13 protein-coding genes are annotated in these 17,948 nt (G+C 31.3%); 4 read left to right on the forward strand and 9 right to left on the reverse strand.

Annotated elements, in window-relative coordinates; genetic code table 11:
- The first annotated feature begins 17 nt into the window (after positions 1-17).
- Positions 18-1,622, forward strand: a complete 1,605-nt coding sequence (locus tag L992_RS09835) for an amidohydrolase family protein (RefSeq protein WP_052191676.1) — start codon at positions 18-20, stop codon at positions 1,620-1,622.
- Positions 1,623-1,663: 41 nt separating this feature from the next.
- Here L992_RS09835 and L992_RS09840 read toward each other — a convergent pair whose 3' ends face one another.
- Positions 1,664-3,187 carry an ABC transporter substrate-binding protein gene (locus tag L992_RS09840; protein WP_047381822.1) on the reverse strand — a complete coding sequence of 508 codons (1,524 nt, stop codon included), beginning with the start codon at positions 3,185-3,187 and terminating at the stop codon, positions 1,664-1,666.
- Positions 3,188-3,444: 257 nt separating this feature from the next.
- Between L992_RS09840 and L992_RS09845 the strand changes: the two genes are divergently transcribed.
- Both L992_RS09845 and adiA read left to right on the forward strand, forming a co-directional pair.
- Complete coding sequence (locus L992_RS09845; RefSeq protein ID WP_047381824.1) at positions 3,445-4,905, forward strand: basic amino acid/polyamine antiporter; 1,461 nt, start codon at positions 3,445-3,447, stop codon at positions 4,903-4,905.
- Positions 4,906-4,920: 15 nt separating this feature from the next.
- On the forward strand, positions 4,921-7,209 hold the full coding sequence (gene adiA / locus L992_RS09850) for an arginine decarboxylase (protein WP_047395951.1): 2,289 nt from the start codon (positions 4,921-4,923) through the stop codon (positions 7,207-7,209).
- Between the two features lie 57 nt (positions 7,210-7,266).
- Here the strand turns inward: adiA and L992_RS09855 are convergent, their stop codons facing one another.
- From L992_RS09855 to L992_RS09865, 3 genes are all read right to left on the reverse strand, one after another.
- Positions 7,267-8,916, reverse strand: a complete 1,650-nt coding sequence (locus L992_RS09855; RefSeq protein ID WP_047381827.1) for an alkaline phosphatase — start codon at positions 8,914-8,916, stop codon at positions 7,267-7,269.
- Between the two features lie 214 nt (positions 8,917-9,130).
- Entirely contained in the window at positions 9,131-10,279 is a 1,149-nt protein-coding gene (yiaY, locus tag L992_RS09860) for an L-threonine dehydrogenase (RefSeq protein WP_047381829.1), read from the reverse strand.
- A gap of 117 nt (positions 10,280-10,396) precedes the next feature.
- Positions 10,397-11,746 (reverse strand): CehA/McbA family metallohydrolase, encoded by a 1,350-nt coding sequence (locus L992_RS09865; RefSeq protein ID WP_047395953.1) that lies wholly within the window; start codon positions 11,744-11,746, stop codon positions 10,397-10,399.
- A gap of 254 nt (positions 11,747-12,000) precedes the next feature.
- On the opposite strand from L992_RS09865, the gene L992_RS09870 reads away from it, so the two are divergent.
- Positions 12,001-12,504, forward strand: a complete 504-nt coding sequence (locus L992_RS09870; RefSeq protein ID WP_197053413.1) for a lytic transglycosylase domain-containing protein — start codon at positions 12,001-12,003, stop codon at positions 12,502-12,504.
- 93 nt (positions 12,505-12,597) lie between these two features.
- Here L992_RS09870 and L992_RS09875 read toward each other — a convergent pair whose 3' ends face one another.
- From L992_RS09875 to L992_RS09895, 5 genes are all read right to left on the reverse strand, one after another.
- On the reverse strand, positions 12,598-14,247 hold the full coding sequence (locus L992_RS09875) for a peptide ABC transporter substrate-binding protein (protein ID WP_047395955.1): 1,650 nt from the start codon (positions 14,245-14,247) through the stop codon (positions 12,598-12,600).
- A gap of 33 nt (positions 14,248-14,280) precedes the next feature.
- Positions 14,281-15,261 (reverse strand): ABC transporter ATP-binding protein, encoded by a 981-nt coding sequence (locus tag L992_RS09880; RefSeq protein WP_047381834.1) that lies wholly within the window; start codon positions 15,259-15,261, stop codon positions 14,281-14,283.
- 13 nt (positions 15,262-15,274) lie between these two features.
- The gene (locus L992_RS09885) at positions 15,275-16,267 is read right to left on the reverse strand and encodes an ABC transporter ATP-binding protein (protein ID WP_047395958.1); all 993 of its coding nucleotides are present in this window, start codon (positions 16,265-16,267) and stop codon (positions 15,275-15,277) included.
- 3 nt (positions 16,268-16,270) lie between these two features.
- Positions 16,271-17,185 carry an ABC transporter permease gene (locus L992_RS09890; RefSeq protein WP_047381837.1) on the reverse strand — a complete coding sequence of 305 codons (915 nt, stop codon included), beginning with the start codon at positions 17,183-17,185 and terminating at the stop codon, positions 16,271-16,273.
- A gap of 9 nt (positions 17,186-17,194) precedes the next feature.
- On the reverse strand, positions 17,195-17,948 hold a 754-nt coding region (locus tag L992_RS09895; protein ID WP_047395975.1), incomplete at its 5' end, for an ABC transporter permease.

Consider the following 17,948-nt stretch of genomic DNA (forward strand, 5'->3'; position numbering starts at 1 on the left):
TAAGGAGATGAATAGATATGAATACTTTACAAACAATTAATTCAAATATTATTTTTGATCTTGTAATAGAAAATGGAACTGTAATTTTTGGTTATGACAAAGCCTCTGAAATTTCAAATATCGGAATAATTAGAGATCGAATCCATACAATTTCTAAAGAAAAGTTAAAAGGAAAAAAAGTTATAAGCGCTGAACATTTATATGTATCACCTGGTTTTATAGATGTTCATAGCCATTCGGATATCTCTAGTTTTAGTAATAAAACTTGCTCAAGTAAACTTTATCAGGGAGTGACAACAGAGATTAATGGAAATTGTGGTATCGGAATTTTTCCAGGAACTTCTGAGAATCAAGATAATCTTGCTAAATATATTCAAACTCATTCAGATATTAACTATCATCCTATTCCACTTAATCGGATTAATAGTTTTTCAAGTTTAAAAAATGAATTAGAAAAATATCAACTAGATACAAACCAAGGATTTCTTGTCGGGTCTGGTTGTATTCGAATTGCTGTTATGGGCTTTAAATCTAATTTTGCATCTTCTAAAGAGATTTATCAAATGAAAAAATTACTTAAAAAACAATTTGATGAGGGTGCTTTAGGAATATCTTTTGGCTTACTTTATCAACCAGGAAATTTTATGAGTAGAGAGGAGATTATTGAACTTTTAAAAGTTGTAAAAGCATATGACAAAATCGCTTCATTTCATATTAGAGATGAGGGAGATAAAATTATTGAATCTATAGAAGAGGTTGTTTTCTATTCAAAAATGAGTGGTGCTAAAGTTCATGTATCTCATCTAAAAATTATGAATAAAAACAACTGGGGAAAAGCCAACCAAGTTTTAAATCTTTTAGAAAAAGCTAAGCAAGATGGAGCAGATATATCTTTTGATCAATATCCATATAATGCTAGTTGCACAAATCTTTTTGTTTTGCTTCCCGAAAATATTTTTACAGGTGATATTTCTCTCTTTATAGATTCTATTCCCAGATTTTCAGAAGATATCTTGGTACAAATAGCTAAAAAAATTGAAAAACGTGGCGGTGGAAAAAATATCATTATCTCAAATAATTTTTATGATAAAATAAACTTTTCTGGTAAATCTCTTTATCAGATATCTATTTTTTTACAATTAAGTGAAGCAGAAAGTGTTCTTTATCTTATCGAAAAATCTTGTGGTGCTGCTCAAGCTATATATTTCTCTTTGAATATGAAAGATGTTGAAATTTTCCTTAAGTCTAATCTTGGAGTTGTTGCAAGTGATGGAAATTCCTTTCCTATGAATGATTGTTTTAATCTTGGAACTCCACATCCTAGAAGCTTCGGAACTTTCCCAAGATATATAAATATTATGAAATATCAACTACCTATCGAAGATATTATAAATCGTATTACTGCTAAACCTGCTAAAATATTTAAAGTTTTAAGCAGAGGAGAGATTCGTCCGACATATTTTGCTGATCTTACAATTTTCAATTTAAATAAGATTAGAGACAATTCAATTTTTGAAAATCCATATTTAAAACCTGATGGTATTGAATATGTTATTATTAATGGTGAAGTTATTATTAATAAGGGACTTGCTTTAAACCTTCGAAATGGTAAAATCATTTAAAATAAAAAGCTTCCTCACTAGTTCTGTAAGGAAGCTTTTTTCTATTTCTCTCTATAAATTGGATAAAAATCATGAAGTGTAACTGGGTGTATATTCAATCCTTTTATATCTTTTTGAGCACCTACAATAATCACACTATTATATAACATTACATGTGGTGTATCTTCGACTATTCTTTGTTGAATCTCCTCATATATTTTTAACCTTTCATTTTGATCAGCTACAGTTTTTCCATCATCTAAAAGTCTATCTACTTCTGGATTTGAATAGAAAGATCTATTTCCAGGACTTCCCATAGAATTAGAGTGGAACATTGGATATAATCCATAATCAGCATCACCGGTTACTGTTCCCCATGAGCCTAAAAACATATCAAAATTGCCTTTTTCAGTCAGATCATAAAATGTTCCGCTTTCAACAATTGTTATTCTCAACTCTATTCCAATCTCTTTCAAGTTTGCTTGAATCACTTCTGCAATAGCATTTGTGTCACCCGACCCTTGAGTTAAAAGCTCTAACGTAAGTTCATTTTTATAGTTAGATTTAGCTAAGAATTCTTTTGCTTTTTCTAGATCATATCCCACATTCTTAGTAGTATTTGTAAATCCAAATACATTAGGTGCTATTACAGAGTTTGCAACTTCACCATATCCGTTTAAAATTATTTTTACAATAGACTCTTTATCGATTGCATAATCGATTGCTTTTCTTAAGTTTTTATCCTCAAAAATTACTTTTCTATTATTAAATCCTAAGTATCTATAAGAGTATGATGGTTTTGTATGAAGAACTAATTCTTTATTACTTATAATTTTAGGTGCATCGACAGTACTTATGTCTAGTGCTATATCAATCTCTTTCGTTTCTAAGGCAATCTCTCTATTCGTTGGTTCTGTTATTGTTTTAAATATCAACTTATCAAAAGCTGGAGGTGTCAAAAAATATTCTGTATTTTTATTTAAAACGACTTGGTCTCCGATGACCCAAGAATCATATTTATAGGGTCCTGTTCCCACTACAGCTGAATTATCACCTGAAGTTTCTATTACTTTTTTACTTACTATCCCTAAAGCTGGATGTGATAAGTGATATAGCAATGGTGCAAAAGGTGTCTTTGTAACAATCCTTATTGTTGAAGGATTTATAATCTCTATTTTTTCGATAGGCGGTACTATGAAGTTTATTCTCGGAGATTTCATCATCCTTTCAAAAGAAAATTTTATATCCTCCAATTGAAGAGTATCACCATTATGGAATTTTACATTGTCTCTTATTTTAAAATCATAAGTTTTGTCATCTATTCTAATCCAACTTTCAGCCAATCCTGGTATTATATTTCTATCACCATCAATTTCTACAAGTCTAGAATATATTTGTTTATTTATTCTTAAAGAAAATCCATCATTTGCATTATGTACATCAAGTGATCTTGGATTTCCACTTTGAGCTATTTTCAATAACTTTTCCTCTGCCTTCTTATCTTCTCTTGTACAACTTAATAAAACCACTGTAAATATTATAAATATTAAAAATTTTACTTTTTTTGCTCTTTTGATAAGTAACATTAAACTACCTCCTTTAATTTTATAAACACTATCCTATCATAGATTTTTTTTTTAAGAAAGTAGTTACTTTTTTGTAACTATATACTCTTTATTCTCTCTCATTATTTTTCTATTTAAAAAAAATGTAGGAAACTTTTCACAAATATTGTATAAGGGAGTGGGCATATTATTTTATTTCTTATTAAAATATAAGTATAAAATATGGGTAGTAGAATAATATGACTAAAATAAATTTCTCTAAAAGGAGGAGAAGAATTATGGCAACAGAAAAAAAACTAGGCGTTATTACTTTAGCAGGACTTGTTATCAGTGCTATGATTGGTGGTGGTGTATATAATCTACCTCAAAATATGGCACAATCAGCTTCTGCTGGAGCTATAATAATAGCTTGGGTAATCACAGGTTTAGGTATGTGGTTTTTGGCTAATACTTTCAGTATTTTGTCAAATGTCAAACCAGAAGTTACCTCTGGAATTTATGGGTATGGTGAATTAGGATTTGGAAAATTAATGGGATTCCAAGTTGCATGGGGATATTGGATATGTAATATCTTTGCAAATGTCGGATACGCAATTCTTTTAATGGATTCATTCAATTATTTTTTTAATCCATATTTTAAAGGTGGAAATAATTTGCTCTCAGTAATCTGTGGTTCTTTAGTAATCTGGATTATGTACTTCGCTGTTTTGGCAGGAGTAAAGCAAGCTGCATTTATCAATAATATTGGAGTAGTTGGAAAATTAATTCCATTAATACTTTTTATTTTAATTTTAATCTTTAAATTCGATTTTTCAGTTTTTACAACCGATTTTTGGGGTAAAGCTGTTATTCCAAGTCTTATGGATAAAGACTTAGGCGGACTATTCCCTCAAGTAAAAAGTACTATGCTTGTGACACTTTGGGTATTTATTGGTATAGAAGGAGCTGTTGTTATTTCTAGTAGAGCCAACTCACAAAAAGATGTTGGGAAAGCTACTGTTATCGGATTCTTAGGATGCTTAATTATATACGCCCTACTTTCTTTACTTCCATTAGGAATTTTATCTCAAGGTAAAATTTCGACTATGTCACCTCCTTCAACAGGGCCTATTCTAAGTACTGTTATCGGAAACTCTGGAAACTGGATAATGAACCTGGGTGTTATTATTGCACTATTAAGCTCTTGGCTTGTTTGGACAGTAATGCTCGCTTCCTTACCTTTTGAAGCTGCGAAAGATGGGACATTTCCTAAAGTTTTTGCTACTGAAAATAAAAATGAATCCCCTTCATATTCTTTATTAGTTTCATCTATTCTTATGCAACTATGTATGATCGTAGTTTATTTTTCTAATAATGCTTGGAATCTAATGCTTAGTATTACAGGAGTTATGATTCTACCTTGCTATTTTATTTGTACACTATACCTATGGAGAATTTCAAAAGCTGGTGGTGATTTCCCTAATGCCTCTCCTATAAGTAGAGAAAAGGCTCTTTTAACTGGAGTACTTGGTAGTATTTATGCAGCTTGGCTAATATATGCTGCTGGTTTAAGTTATTTTCTGGTTGCAGCTATCATTTATGCTTTGGGAATTCCTGTTTTTAGAAAAGCTAGATTGGAAAGCAGTGATGGAAAACCAATTTTTACTCATGGTGAAAAAATATTTGCCGGTTTAATAATAGCAAGTGGAATAATTGGAGTATTTTATACAATTGCAAACTATAAAGTTTTACTTGGATAAATGGAGGTTATTTTTATGAAAAAAATTATAGATGGAAATAAAAACAAAATTGTATTTTTTAATGATGGAATAAAGGAGGGAACTGAAATTGCTAATAGAAGTACTCTTCTTTTAGAAGAATTAAGTAGAAGAAATCTTGGAATATATATATCTCAATCTTATGAAGATTTAGAAGATGTTATCTCTTACGATAAAGCTATTGATTGCCTTCTTTTATCTTGGCCTAACAATAAAGAGGAAAAAGAAGCTTTAAATATTATTGAAAAGCTCCATGAATCTCAAGAAGGAGTTCCTGTTTTTCTTTTAACTCATAAGGCTGATGCTTTAGAAACTTTAAGTAGAGAGATTTATGAAAATGTTGAAGAGATTATATGGTTATTACAAGAGGAAATAACATTTCTAGGTGAAAGAATTCAAAGAGCTGTTGAAAGATATAATGATGAATTACTTCCACCTTTAACAAAAGCAGTTTTCAACTACAATAAAGTTGCTGAGTATTCATGGGCAGCTCCTGGTCATCAAGGAGGTGTTGGTTTTACTAAAACTGCATTAGGACAAAGATTCTTCGATTTTTATGATGAAAATCTGTTCAGAACTGACACTGGTATTGAAAGAACTTGTATCGGTTCTTTATTAGATCATACGGGTGCTTTCCTAGAGGGGGAGAAATTAGCAGCAAAAATATTTGGTTCAGACAGATCATATAATGTTTTAGTTGGTACTTCTGGTTCTAATAGAACTATTATGCAAGGAACACTAACTGAAGATGATATTGCCTTACTTGATAGAAACTGTCATAAATCTATCGAACAAGGTTTAATGTTAACTGGAGCAAAACCAGTTTATATGAAGCCAACTAGAAATCGATATGGAATAATAGGTCCAATTCTACCAACCGAAATGTCTGAAGACGAAGTTCTTGGCAAAATAGAAAATAGCTGTTTAATTCCAGCTTCTATGAAGAAGCAAAAACCTTTATACACAGTTGTTACTAACTGTACATATGACGGTGTTTGTTACAATGCTAAAAAAGTGGAAGATATTTTCCAACCATATATACAAAATATCCATTTCGATGAGGCGTGGTATGGATATGCTAAATTTAATGAAATTTATACGAATCATTATGCTATGAGAGGAGATGCAAAGGATTACAATGGTCATGCTACAATCTTTGCAACACACTCTACTCATAAACTTTTAAACGCTTTATCTCAAGCTTCATACATTCATATGAGAAAAGGAAGTAATCCTATAAGTGAGGAGCGATTTAATCAAGCTTATATGCTGCACTCTACAACATCTCCTTTGTATGCTATCGCTGTTTCAAATGAAATTGGTGCTGCTATGATGGAGGGAAAAACTGGTAAATATTTAACTGATGAAGTTTTAAAAGAAGCTATCGACTTTAGAAAAATGGTCGCAAAATATCATAAAGAATATAAGGATAAAGGAGAATGGTTCTTCAAACCATGGAATGTTGAAACTGTAACAGATAAATCAACTGGTAAAGTTTATAATTTTGAAGATGCTCCAACTGAACTTCTAATGACAAATCAGGAGTGTTGGAAAATGAAGCCTGGAGATATTTGGCATGGTTTTGATAACCTTCCTGAAGATTGGGCAATGTTAGATCCTATCAAGGTTAGTATTCTTTCCCCAGGTATGTGTGATAATGGAGATCTTGCAGACATAGGAGTACCTGCTGAACTTGTAGCATATTATTTTTCTAAATATGGTGTTGTTCCTACAAGAACAACAGATTTCCAAGTTATGTTTTTATTCTCAATGGGAATAACTAAGGGAAAGTGGGGAACACTTTTAGATCTTCTGATAGCTTTCAAAAAAGATTATGATAATAATACCCCTTTAGGTAAGATATTCCCTGAATTAGTTAAAGGACGTGAAGACAGATATGGTACTCTTGGAATGAAAGACTTAGGTGATGAAATTTTCCATTACTTAAAAGAACATAATTTGGGTAAATATCTAAATGAAGCGTATTCTAGTCTACCTGAACAAGTAATTACTCCTAGACAAGCTTATAATAAAGTTGTTAAAAATGAAGTTGAACTAGTACCAGCTACACAATTAGAAAATAGAGTCGCGGCAAATGCTGTTATTCCTTATCCTCCTGGAATTCCTATGCTGATGTCTGGTGAAAACTTTGGAGATTCTAATAGTCCACAAATTACATATTTAAAAGCTCTTTCTACTTGGGACAAACAATTCCCAGGATTCGAACACGAAACAGAAGGAACTAGCGTTATCAATGGTGAATACCATGTGCTATGTATAAAATAACAAAAAATTTAAAAGACGAGAAGTTTTAAAACCTCTCGTCTTTTTTCTATAAAAAGATTATATTATATCTTTTAAAGCTGCATTTGGAATAAATACATCCTTACCATTAAATACAACAATTCCATTAAATTTAACTTTTTTTCCATCTAACTCGTAGTAGTTCTTATTCTCTTGGAACACAAACTTCTTTCCACCCTTAGATAAAGTAAATATTGGTTGGAATTTATTTGTCATGTCTATATTTACATCAATTCCCATCTCTTTTATTCTTTTTCCTGGAACAAATAGCTCATTTGTCGCTGCATCTAAATCTAAATTCATAGCTTTAGCTATATAAAGTGCAATATCTGAATTGTTTACTGTTCCTGTTAATTGATTAGCGTAATTAGATGTATACACATAAAGAGGTACATCCTCTCCTGTATGACCATTTGTTGTCCATCCTAAATGTGCTCTTTCACTCATAGCTTTTCCTAAAACCGCTTCAATTCCTGATGTTTTATCAGCTTTATTTATTCCTTCTAACTCTGCATCTGTTAGCTCTAAACCTAACATATCTTTTGCTAAAGATTTTGCAGCTGATTTATTAGCTAATATCTTCTCTGCTGTTAATACTTCTGTAAACTTAGCTTTTCTCATATCTTTTGTAAATACATCCATTGGTAACTCTGGATAATTTGATGATGTAGCTAGATTTCCTATAGAAATTCCACCTGTTCCATGGTCTGTTACAGCAACTACTAGTGTATCACTATTCTTCTTAGCATACTCTAAAGCAACTCCTACAGCTTTGTCAAAAGCCATAAACTCTGAAGTTATTGCAACAGGATTGTTTGCATGTCCTGCCCAATCAACTTTTGATCCCTCTACCATTAAGAAGAATCCATCTTCATCTTTTGAAAGTAATTCAATTGCTTTCTCTGTCATCTCTGCTAAAGATGGAACTGTTTTCTTATCACGATCTAAATCATAAGGTATATCCTTCTCAGCAAATAATCCCCATACAAAATCCTTATTTAAGCTTTTCATTTCATCCAAAGTTTGTACTATATTATATCCATTAGCTGTTAAAGCCTCTAGCATATCCTCCCCATCAGTACGTTTCTTTGAATTTGCCTCAGTTGCATTATCTTTTTTTAGGTAACTTTTTCCTCCACCAAAAACTACATTTAAGTTTTGATGAACTTGTTGTTCTCCTATTACAGAGTAATTATTTCTATGAATTGAGTGAGTAGTGAAATCTGCTGGTGTAGCGTGCAATACTTCTGATGTTGCTACAATCCCCACTGCTTTACCATTTAATTTAGCCGCTTCTAACACTGATGCTGCTGGTGCTAATTCGTCTCCTACTTCTGGAACTCTAGCTCCTTTTAAAGTTGCAGCTTTAGGTTTTACACCTATTAACTTATCCTGTGTTTTCCATCCTGTTGCAAGTGCTGTTCCTGCAGGTGCCGAATCAGCTATAAAAGTATCAGAGTTATAAGTTTTTACTAAACCAGATGCCAATGCATCTATATTTAAACTTTCTCCATCATTATATACCGCTCTTGCCAATGTTGAAACTGTTGAACTCGATCCATCTGGAATAAGGAAAATTACATTTTTAGCAAATCCTGGTTTCACATCTTTTAAAGCTACTGCCTGTGCTGTTCCTGCTATCGTTAAAAATGCTGTTAGTGCTGCTAATTTAAATTTAGTTTTACTCAATTTTTTTTGCCCCCTTTTTTTTAATTTAACTCATTTTAACTTATATTTGTAAAATCATGATTAAATTTATGTAAAATAAAGGTAAAAGTTATTCTATATTTTTCTTAATATATTATTTATTGCCTCTTCATCAGAATAAAAATTACTAAACTCTATAAAAAAAGTGTTAGAATTTTTTTCTAACACTTTTACAAATAATTTTATATTTTTTTAATTACATTGCGTTTCTATAAATTTCTATTATTTCATCTAATGTTGCTTGTTTTGGATTTGTTAATCCACATGCATCTTTTAATGCATTTGTCGCTAGAGTTACAAAATCCTCCTCTTTAGCTCCAAGCTCTTTTATTCCCGCTGGAATTCCTATATCTTTAGACAATTTTTTTATAGATTCAATTGCTAAATCCGCTGGATTTTTATCTTTTATATCATGGGGATTAACTCCCATCAAGATAGCTACTTTTCTTAATTTCTCTTCCGATACAGAAGCATTATATCTAACAACATGTGGTAATAAGATAGCGTTACAAACACCGTGTGGTAAATCATAGAATCCACCAAGTTGATGAGCCATGGCATGAACATATCCTAAAGATGCACTATTAAACGCCATTCCTGCCAAATATTCAGCATAAGCCATATTATCTCTAGCTTTTATATCTTGCCCATTCTCAACTGCTTCTCTTAAATTTTTTGAGATTAACTCAATCGCTTTTTCTGCACATGCATCAGTTACTGGAGTTGCTATCGTAGAAACATACGCCTCTATAGCATGAGTCAAAGCATCCATTCCTGTTGCTGCCGTTAAACTTTTTGGCATATTTAGCATTAATTCTGGATCATTCACCGCAATAAGTGGAGTTACATGCTTATCTACTATAGCCATTTTCACATGTCTTTCTTCATCTGTTATTATACAAAATCTTGTCATTTCTGATGCTGTCCCTGCTGTTGTATTTATAGCGATTAAAGGTAGTTGAGGATATTTTGATTTATCTACTCCCTCATAATCTTTAATATCTCCACCATTTGAAGCTACTAAAGCTATTCCTTTCGCTGCATCATGAGGTGACCCTCCACCAAACGATATTACAAAGTCACAATGATTATCCTTTAAAGCTTTTAATCCATGATTTACATTTGTTACAGTTGGATTTGGTTTTGTTTCGTCATAGATAACATAACCTATTCCATTTTTATCTAATAAATTTGTTAAACTTTTAACTAACCCAATTTGAACTAGAACATGATCTGTTACGATTAAAGCTTTTTTTAGTCCTCTAGAATGAATTTCGTTTCCTAAACCTTTTACTGATCCTTCTCCCATATAAGAGATTGTTGGCATAAAAAATACGTATGACATTTTTGATTCCTCCTTAATTTGTAGACATCCTTGTAAGGAGATAATACTCTTTTTTATTTTGAAAATCAACCTTTTTTTGAAAAAAATATTTCGAATTTTTATTCAATTTAGATTTTTCTAATCTCTCCAAACAACATCTTTCACATCAAACCATTTCTCTAGTGTAGGTACTTTTAAAGCATTATATATCGGATTTATAATTACCATTGGTTCGTGATCTTCTGAAACTCCTTCTATTCTTAAATACTCTCCACTAGATACATATTGAGTCACAGTCAACTCTTTTCCTTTTCCAGTATGTATTACTTTTCCATTTTTTATGACTTTCCACATTAAACTTTGTGAAGAAAATACTTTAATTAAAACTTCACCGTCTACTTCATCTCCTGGATAAATAACATCTCCATCATTTTCCATCCTCAATTTTATCTCTCCCACTCTAGAGATGTATGTTCTTCCCTTTTTTAAATTTTCCAAAATATTTTTAGTTGAATACTTTTCTAATCTAATATAATTTAATGGATCACCTAAAGTTATTCCATGATTATCACTTCCAGCGACTGCAAATATTTTATGTCCATCTTTCCACAACATATCTAAGGCCTCTAAAGCTTTTTTATCGTAGTATGAATTTCTATCGAGTGACGTTGGTGAATTTATAACTTCTATAAAATCTAAATCTTTTAAATCTATATTATAAAATAATCCTAAACACATCTTTGAACTATTATGAAATGGATGATTTAATGAGATATATCCTCCCTGTTTTTTTACTTCTGCAAATATTTTTTTCAGAGATTCCTCTCTCTTTTCGTTCTCCTCTATAAAATCATAATAATCTATAAATTGTCTCAATCCAAAAAGATTAAAGTGACCTAAGTCATCTAACGTTAATTCTGTTGAAGGAATAATTGGTTTATCTAAATCAGGATATTTAGTCAATATACTGTTATGCTCTGTCGGAAATATAAAATCTATGCCCTTTTCTAAAATCTCTTTTTTTAAATCTTTTAATGTTATACTTCCATCAGAAACTGTTGTATGATTATGTAACTCTCCTGCATACCACTCTTTTATGTCTGGATAATGCTCTTTTAAACTAATCTTTTTCATATTTTCTTTTTTTATTAAATTTCCATTTTCAACTGCAACTTCAAGTTCAAACTCAGACTCAACCAAATATGGTTTTAGTAGTTTTATCTTCCATTCTCCTGGTGGAATATCTCCAGGAATACAACAATTTGATGTACTCTCCCAATGTGTAGTCACATAATATTTCTTTTTAAAAGTTTTAAAAGATGTCAAAACTCTTGTTCTTCCTTCACTATCTTCTAAAGATATCAAAACATGTTGAAATGGTCCTTTAGTCAAATTTAGTGATATTCTATTTGTTCCCTCTGGAATTTCAAATTTATATTCTAATTTTTCAACTTTTTTATTATTATCAAATTTCCCCTTAAATATCATATGTTTTCTCCTCCTAGTGTTATCATAAAATTATTGTAACAAAATGATGTTAAAATAAAATTAACTTCTCGTAAATTTAGAGTTAATTTGATATATCCCTTCCAGTTTTGTTATTAAAAAAATTAATGATAGGATTGCTGAAGCCTTGAGTATTTTAAGCTCATACACATTTTTAAATAGAACAAAAATTTCCATTTTTGTGATTTTTATGTTATAATATTCACAGATGATTTTTTTACGAGAGGTGATTTTTATTGAAGTTTAGATTTATCGCATTATTTTTTCTTTTAACAATTTGTGTTTTCTCTCAAGAGAACAACTCTTCAAGCAAAATAAAAACTTACATAGAAAAACATACTAAAACTCAAGCAACTGCTACTAATATATATAATAGTATTATGGAACACTCAAACAGTCATGATGTTGAACCTGAATTGATTGCTGCAATCATAAAAGTTGAAAGTGATTTTAAGCAAAGTACTGTATCACATGTTGGTGCAACTGGACTTATGCAACTTATGCCTAAAACTGCTAAACTTATGAAGGTAAATCCAAATAATATCAATTCAAATATAAAAGGAGGAACTAAGTATATTGCTTGGTGTCTAGAACAAAATAAGAATAATCTTACTTTAGCTTTAGCATCATATAATGCTGGTATTGGAAATGTTAAGAAATATAACGGCATTCCTCCGTTCAAAGAAACTCAAAACTATGTAAAAAGAGTGATGAAAGAATATAACTATTTGAAAGCATAAAAACTTAAAATATTAAAAGAAAAAATACAAACAAAAAGAAAAAACTGGTCGAATATAAATTTGACCAGTTTTTTCTTTTTGTACTAATTTCTCTTAATTCTCCACATATGCTTTTTTAAAGAAATATCCACCTAATGGTGATTTAATCCATCCTTTTGCTTTCGGATTAGCCACAACTACACTCGTATAGTAATATAATGGTATTACTGGCATATCTTCCATCAAAATATCTTCTGCTTTATGAAGTAAAGCTGTTCTTTTATCTGGATCACTTTCTTTTTGAGCATCTCTTACATATTTATCATATTCCAGATTAGAATATCCCGCATCGTTATTTCCTCCGCCTGTTAACCATAAATCTAAGAAGTTCATAGGATCATTATAATCAGCTATCCACCCATGTCTTGCTATATCATAATTTTTATTACTTCTTGTTGTTTGGAACACTGCCCACTCCTCATTTTTTAACTCAACCTCTACACCTAAATTCTTTTTCCACATATCTTGAACAGCTTGAGCTACCATAGCATGAGCATCTCCTGTATTAAATGTAAATGTTATCTTCGGCATCGATTCTGGTGATGTATATCCCGCTTCAACTAGTAATTTTTGAGCTAACTCTATATCTCCTTCTGCTGGTAAATATTTACTATTCTCCGTAAAGTCTTTTCCATCAGTAGCTACAATTCCCTCTGGCACAAAACTTCTAGCTGGAAGTTGTCCACCTTTCATAACTTGTTCTACAATAAGTTTTTTATTAATCGAAAGTGCTAGTGCTTTTCTAACTTTTGAGTCTCCTAAGAATTTAGTCACTTCTGGAGACGTTCCTGATCCCGATACATTCACTACATAAAAATATGTTCCTAAATAAGGATATACTTTCCCCTCTCCACTAGACAAAAGTGATGGTATCTCACTTGTTGGTGGTGAATCTATTATATCAATCTCTCCTGATTTGAACGCATTTAAATATGTTTTATCATCCACTATCATATCAAATCTTAACTCGTCTAATTTTACTTCTGATCTACCCCAATAGTTATCATTTGGAACTAAAACTATATTCTCTTTAGGATTCCAAGTTTTAATCTTAAATGGCCCATTTCCTATATATGTTTTAGCATCTATTGCCCAACTTGAATTATCTTTAACAATATCCTCTCTCAAAGGGAAATATGCAGGAAACGCTGTTAAAGATAGAAAATATGGTGTCGCATTTTCTAAAGTTACTTGTAATGTTCTATCGTCTATAGCTTTCACACCTAGTTCAGCTTCTCCAACTTCACCATTGTAAAATCTCTCTCCATTTTTTATATAAAATAGTTGATATGCATATTCCATAGCTGTATCTGCTGTCAGTCCTCTTTTCCAAGAATACACAAAATCATTTGCTGTAACTAATTTTCCATCTGACCACTTTGCTCCTTCTCTTATTTTAAATGTATAAACTAATCCGTCTGCTGATATATCTACAGATTCTGCCGCTGCTGGAACTGATTTCCCATCCTCTCCCTCTGCAAATAATCCTTCAAACACATTTGAAGAAACTATCGATCCATCAACCGCTGTATTCAGTTGTGGATCTATTGTTTTTGGATCACTTCCTAAATTATATGATATTGCATTTTTTTTAGATGTCGTAGAATTTTCTGCTACTTTCTCTTCACTTTTCCCTCCACATGCTGCTAAAAATAAAACCATTGATGCTAATGCTAAATTTTTTCCATTTAATCTCCCTAACATAAACTCCTCCTTTTAAAATTAGTATATGATAAATTAAACTTTGTTATATAAATGACATGCAACTTTATGATTTTTCTCTACCTCTTTCAATTCAGGTTCTATTGTTTGACACTTTTCAAATGCCTTTGGACAACGACTTTTAAATCTACATCCTCCACTTGGATTGATAGGAGTCGGTATATCCCCCTCTAATATTATTCTCTCTTTTTTTAACGATATATCTGGATCCGGTATTGGAATTGCTGAAAGTAATGCTTGAGTGTATGGATGCATAGGTTTATCATATACCCTATCACTATCTGATATTTCAACTAATTTTCCTAAATACATTATTCCAACTCTATCCGAAATATGTTTTACCATTGATAAATCATGAGCTATAAACAAATAAGTCAATCCCAATTTTTCTTGTAGTTCCTCTAAAGTATTTATAATCTGTGCTTGAATAGATACATCCAAAGCGGAAATTGGCTCATCACAAACAATAAACTCGGGATTGCACGCTAATGCTCTAGCTATACCAACCCGTTGTCTTTGACCTCCTGAAAACTCATGTGGATATCTACTCATATGTGTAGCATTTAATCCTACCAATTCTAAAGTTTCTAAAACTTTTCTTCCTCTTTCCTCTTTACTATAAAGATTGTGAATCTCCATGGGCTCTTTTATTATATCTCCTATAGTTTGTCTAGGATTAAGAGATGCATATGGATCTTGAAATATCATTTGAATTTTTCTTCTAAAATTCTTCATCTCTTGAAAATTTAAATTCGTTAAATTTTCTCCATCATAAATTATATCTCCAGAAGTTGGTTCATATAATTTAACAATTGTTCTTCCTAAACTTGTTTTTCCACATCCAGATTCTCCAACTAAACCTAAAGTTTCCCCTTTTCTAATCTCTAAAGAAACTCCATCAACAGCTTTTAAAATCTTTCTCTTTTTTTCAAAAACACTATTTTTTATATTAAAATACTTACATAGATTTTTTATCTCTAATAAATTCTTCTCCATAACTTCCTCCCGATTAATTTATTCCAACTTTAGGTGCGTCTTTATGATTTAACCAGCAAGCAGATCTATGATTTTCATCTATCTCAAAAAATGGTGGCATATTATCCTTACACACTTTCATAGAATATTCACATCTTTGATAAAAAGGGCATCCCTTTGGCGGATTTAATAAATCTGGAGGTGTTCCCATTATAGGTTTTAACTTTTCTTTTCCCACCCTTTCTGGATTAGGTACACTTTTTAAAAGTCCTAAAGTATAAGGATGTTTCGTATTATAAAATATATCTCTCGTCATACCTTGTTCAACAATAACTCCACCATACATAACATTGATACGATCGCACATCTCTGCAACCACTCCTAAGTCATGAGTAATAAGAATGATTGATGTATCACTAGTTTTCTTTATTTTTCTCATTAAATCTAAAATCTGAGCTTGAATAGTTACATCTAAAGCTGTTGTCGGTTCATCTGCTATTAGAAGCTCCGGGTTTGTTGCTAATGCCATTGCTATCATAACCCTTTGACGCATACCACCTGAAAACTCATGTGGATACTGCTTCATTCTAGTTCTCCCCATTGGTATTCCAACATCTTCTAACAACTGAACTCCTTTTTCAAACGCATCTTTTTTACTCATACCTTTATGTACAATCAAAGTCTCTGTTATCTGCTTTCCAATAGGAATTAAAAGATTTAACGATGTCATAGGATCTTGAAATATCATCGAAATTTTATCTCCTCTTATTGAGTTCATCTCTTTCTCCGTGAGTCTATCAATTCTTTCATTATTGAAAGTAATCTCTCCCTCTTTTATTTCTCCATTCTCCTCTAAAAGTTTCATTATACTCATCATCGTTATACTTTTTCCACTTCCCGATTCACCAACTACTCCTAAAACTTCGCCTTTTAACAAATCAAAAGTAACTCCTCTTACCGCTTGAACCTCTCCATGATGCGTTGTAAATGATGTTTTCAAATTTTTAACTTCCAATAATTTTTTCATATTCTACCCCCTAACCTTCGGATCTAATGCATCTCTTAATCCATCACCTAAAAGATTAAAAGCTAATATCGTAAAACATATCGCCAAAGTTGGAAATATAAGTTGATATGGATAAAGTCTAAATCCTCCCAGTGCATCATTTGCCAAAGTTCCCCAAGATGCAGCTGGTGGAGTTATCCCAAGTCCAATAAAACTTAGAAATGCTTCTGTGAATATAGCCGATGGTATTTGTAATGTCAACGTCACTATTATTGAACTCATACTGTTTGGTAAAAGGTGTTTAAATAAAATTCTTCTATTTGAAGCTCCTAAAGTTCTAGCGGCTAAGATGTATTCCTGTTGTTTTAGTTGTAGAATTTCCCCTCTAACAATTCTAGCCATTCCAATCCAATATGAAAGTGCTAAAGCTAGTACTATATTTAAAAAACCACCTTTTTCAAAAGTTACCATAATCAAAATTACATATATTGTCATAGGAATTGAGTATATTATATCCACAATTCTCATCATTATCATATCTATTCGGCCACCAAAATATCCTGAAATTCCACCATATAAGATTCCTATGATTAGATTTAAAAAAGAAGCTATAAACGCAATTGCTAATGAATATCGTGCACCAAACATAACTCTTACAAATATATCTCTTCCCAATTGATCTGTTCCAAAGAGATGAGTCATACTTGGAAATTGATTAGTTTTTCCTAAATCTGTTTCAAAGATACTATAACTCGAAAGCATCGGAACAACAACTGCTAAGACTGTTATCAAAATAATAAAAATTAATCCAGCTATAGATAATTTATTTCCTTTTAATTTTCTCCATGCATCCTGTGCAAATGTAAAACTTTTCCTAGTTATTTCATCTTTTACCTTTTCACTTTCTAGAACAAAGGTAAAATCTAAATCGTTATTCATAAATGCCCCCTATTTATCAAGTTTAATTCTTGGATCTATAACTACATAAAGTAAATCTACAATTAAGTTACAAATCATTAAAAATGCACTATAAAAGATAGTTACACCTAAAATGACCGTATAATCTCTATTTGTTATAGTTGTTACAAATTCACTTCCTAATCCTGGAATTGCAAATATTTTCTCTATAACAAAACTTCCAGTTAAGATACCAGCTACTAAAGGTCCTACATAAGTTACAATTGGTATCAATGTATTTCTAAGAGCGTGCTTTATAATAATTCTTCCTTTACTTAAACCTTTTGCTCTAGCTGTTCTAATATAATCTGATTTCATTACCTCAATCAATTTTGAACGTGTCAATCTAGCTATAAATGCGATTGAATATCCAGAAAGAGCAATACTCGGAAGAATATATGAATCCCATGTTTTTAATCCTACAATTGGTACCATTTTTAATTTAACTCCAAAAATATACATCAGAAATACCCCTACAACAAAACTTGGAATAGTAACTCCTAAGGTCGAAAGCACCATACAAACAGAATCCGGCCATTTATTAAAATTTAACGCTGCTAAAATACCTAAAGATATTCCTACAGTCAAAGATATTAGTACTGCAACCAAACCTAATTTTGCAGATGTTGGAAACGAATACCCAATAATCCAATTTACTGTTCTTCCTTCTCTCTTCATACTCGGTCCTAAATCTCCTTTAGTCAGGTCCTTTACATAAGAGATATACTGTTGACTTAAAGGTTTA

The organism is Cetobacterium sp. ZOR0034 (assembly GCF_000799075.1).
In the GTDB taxonomy this organism is placed as follows: domain Bacteria; phylum Fusobacteriota; class Fusobacteriia; order Fusobacteriales; family Fusobacteriaceae; genus Cetobacterium_A.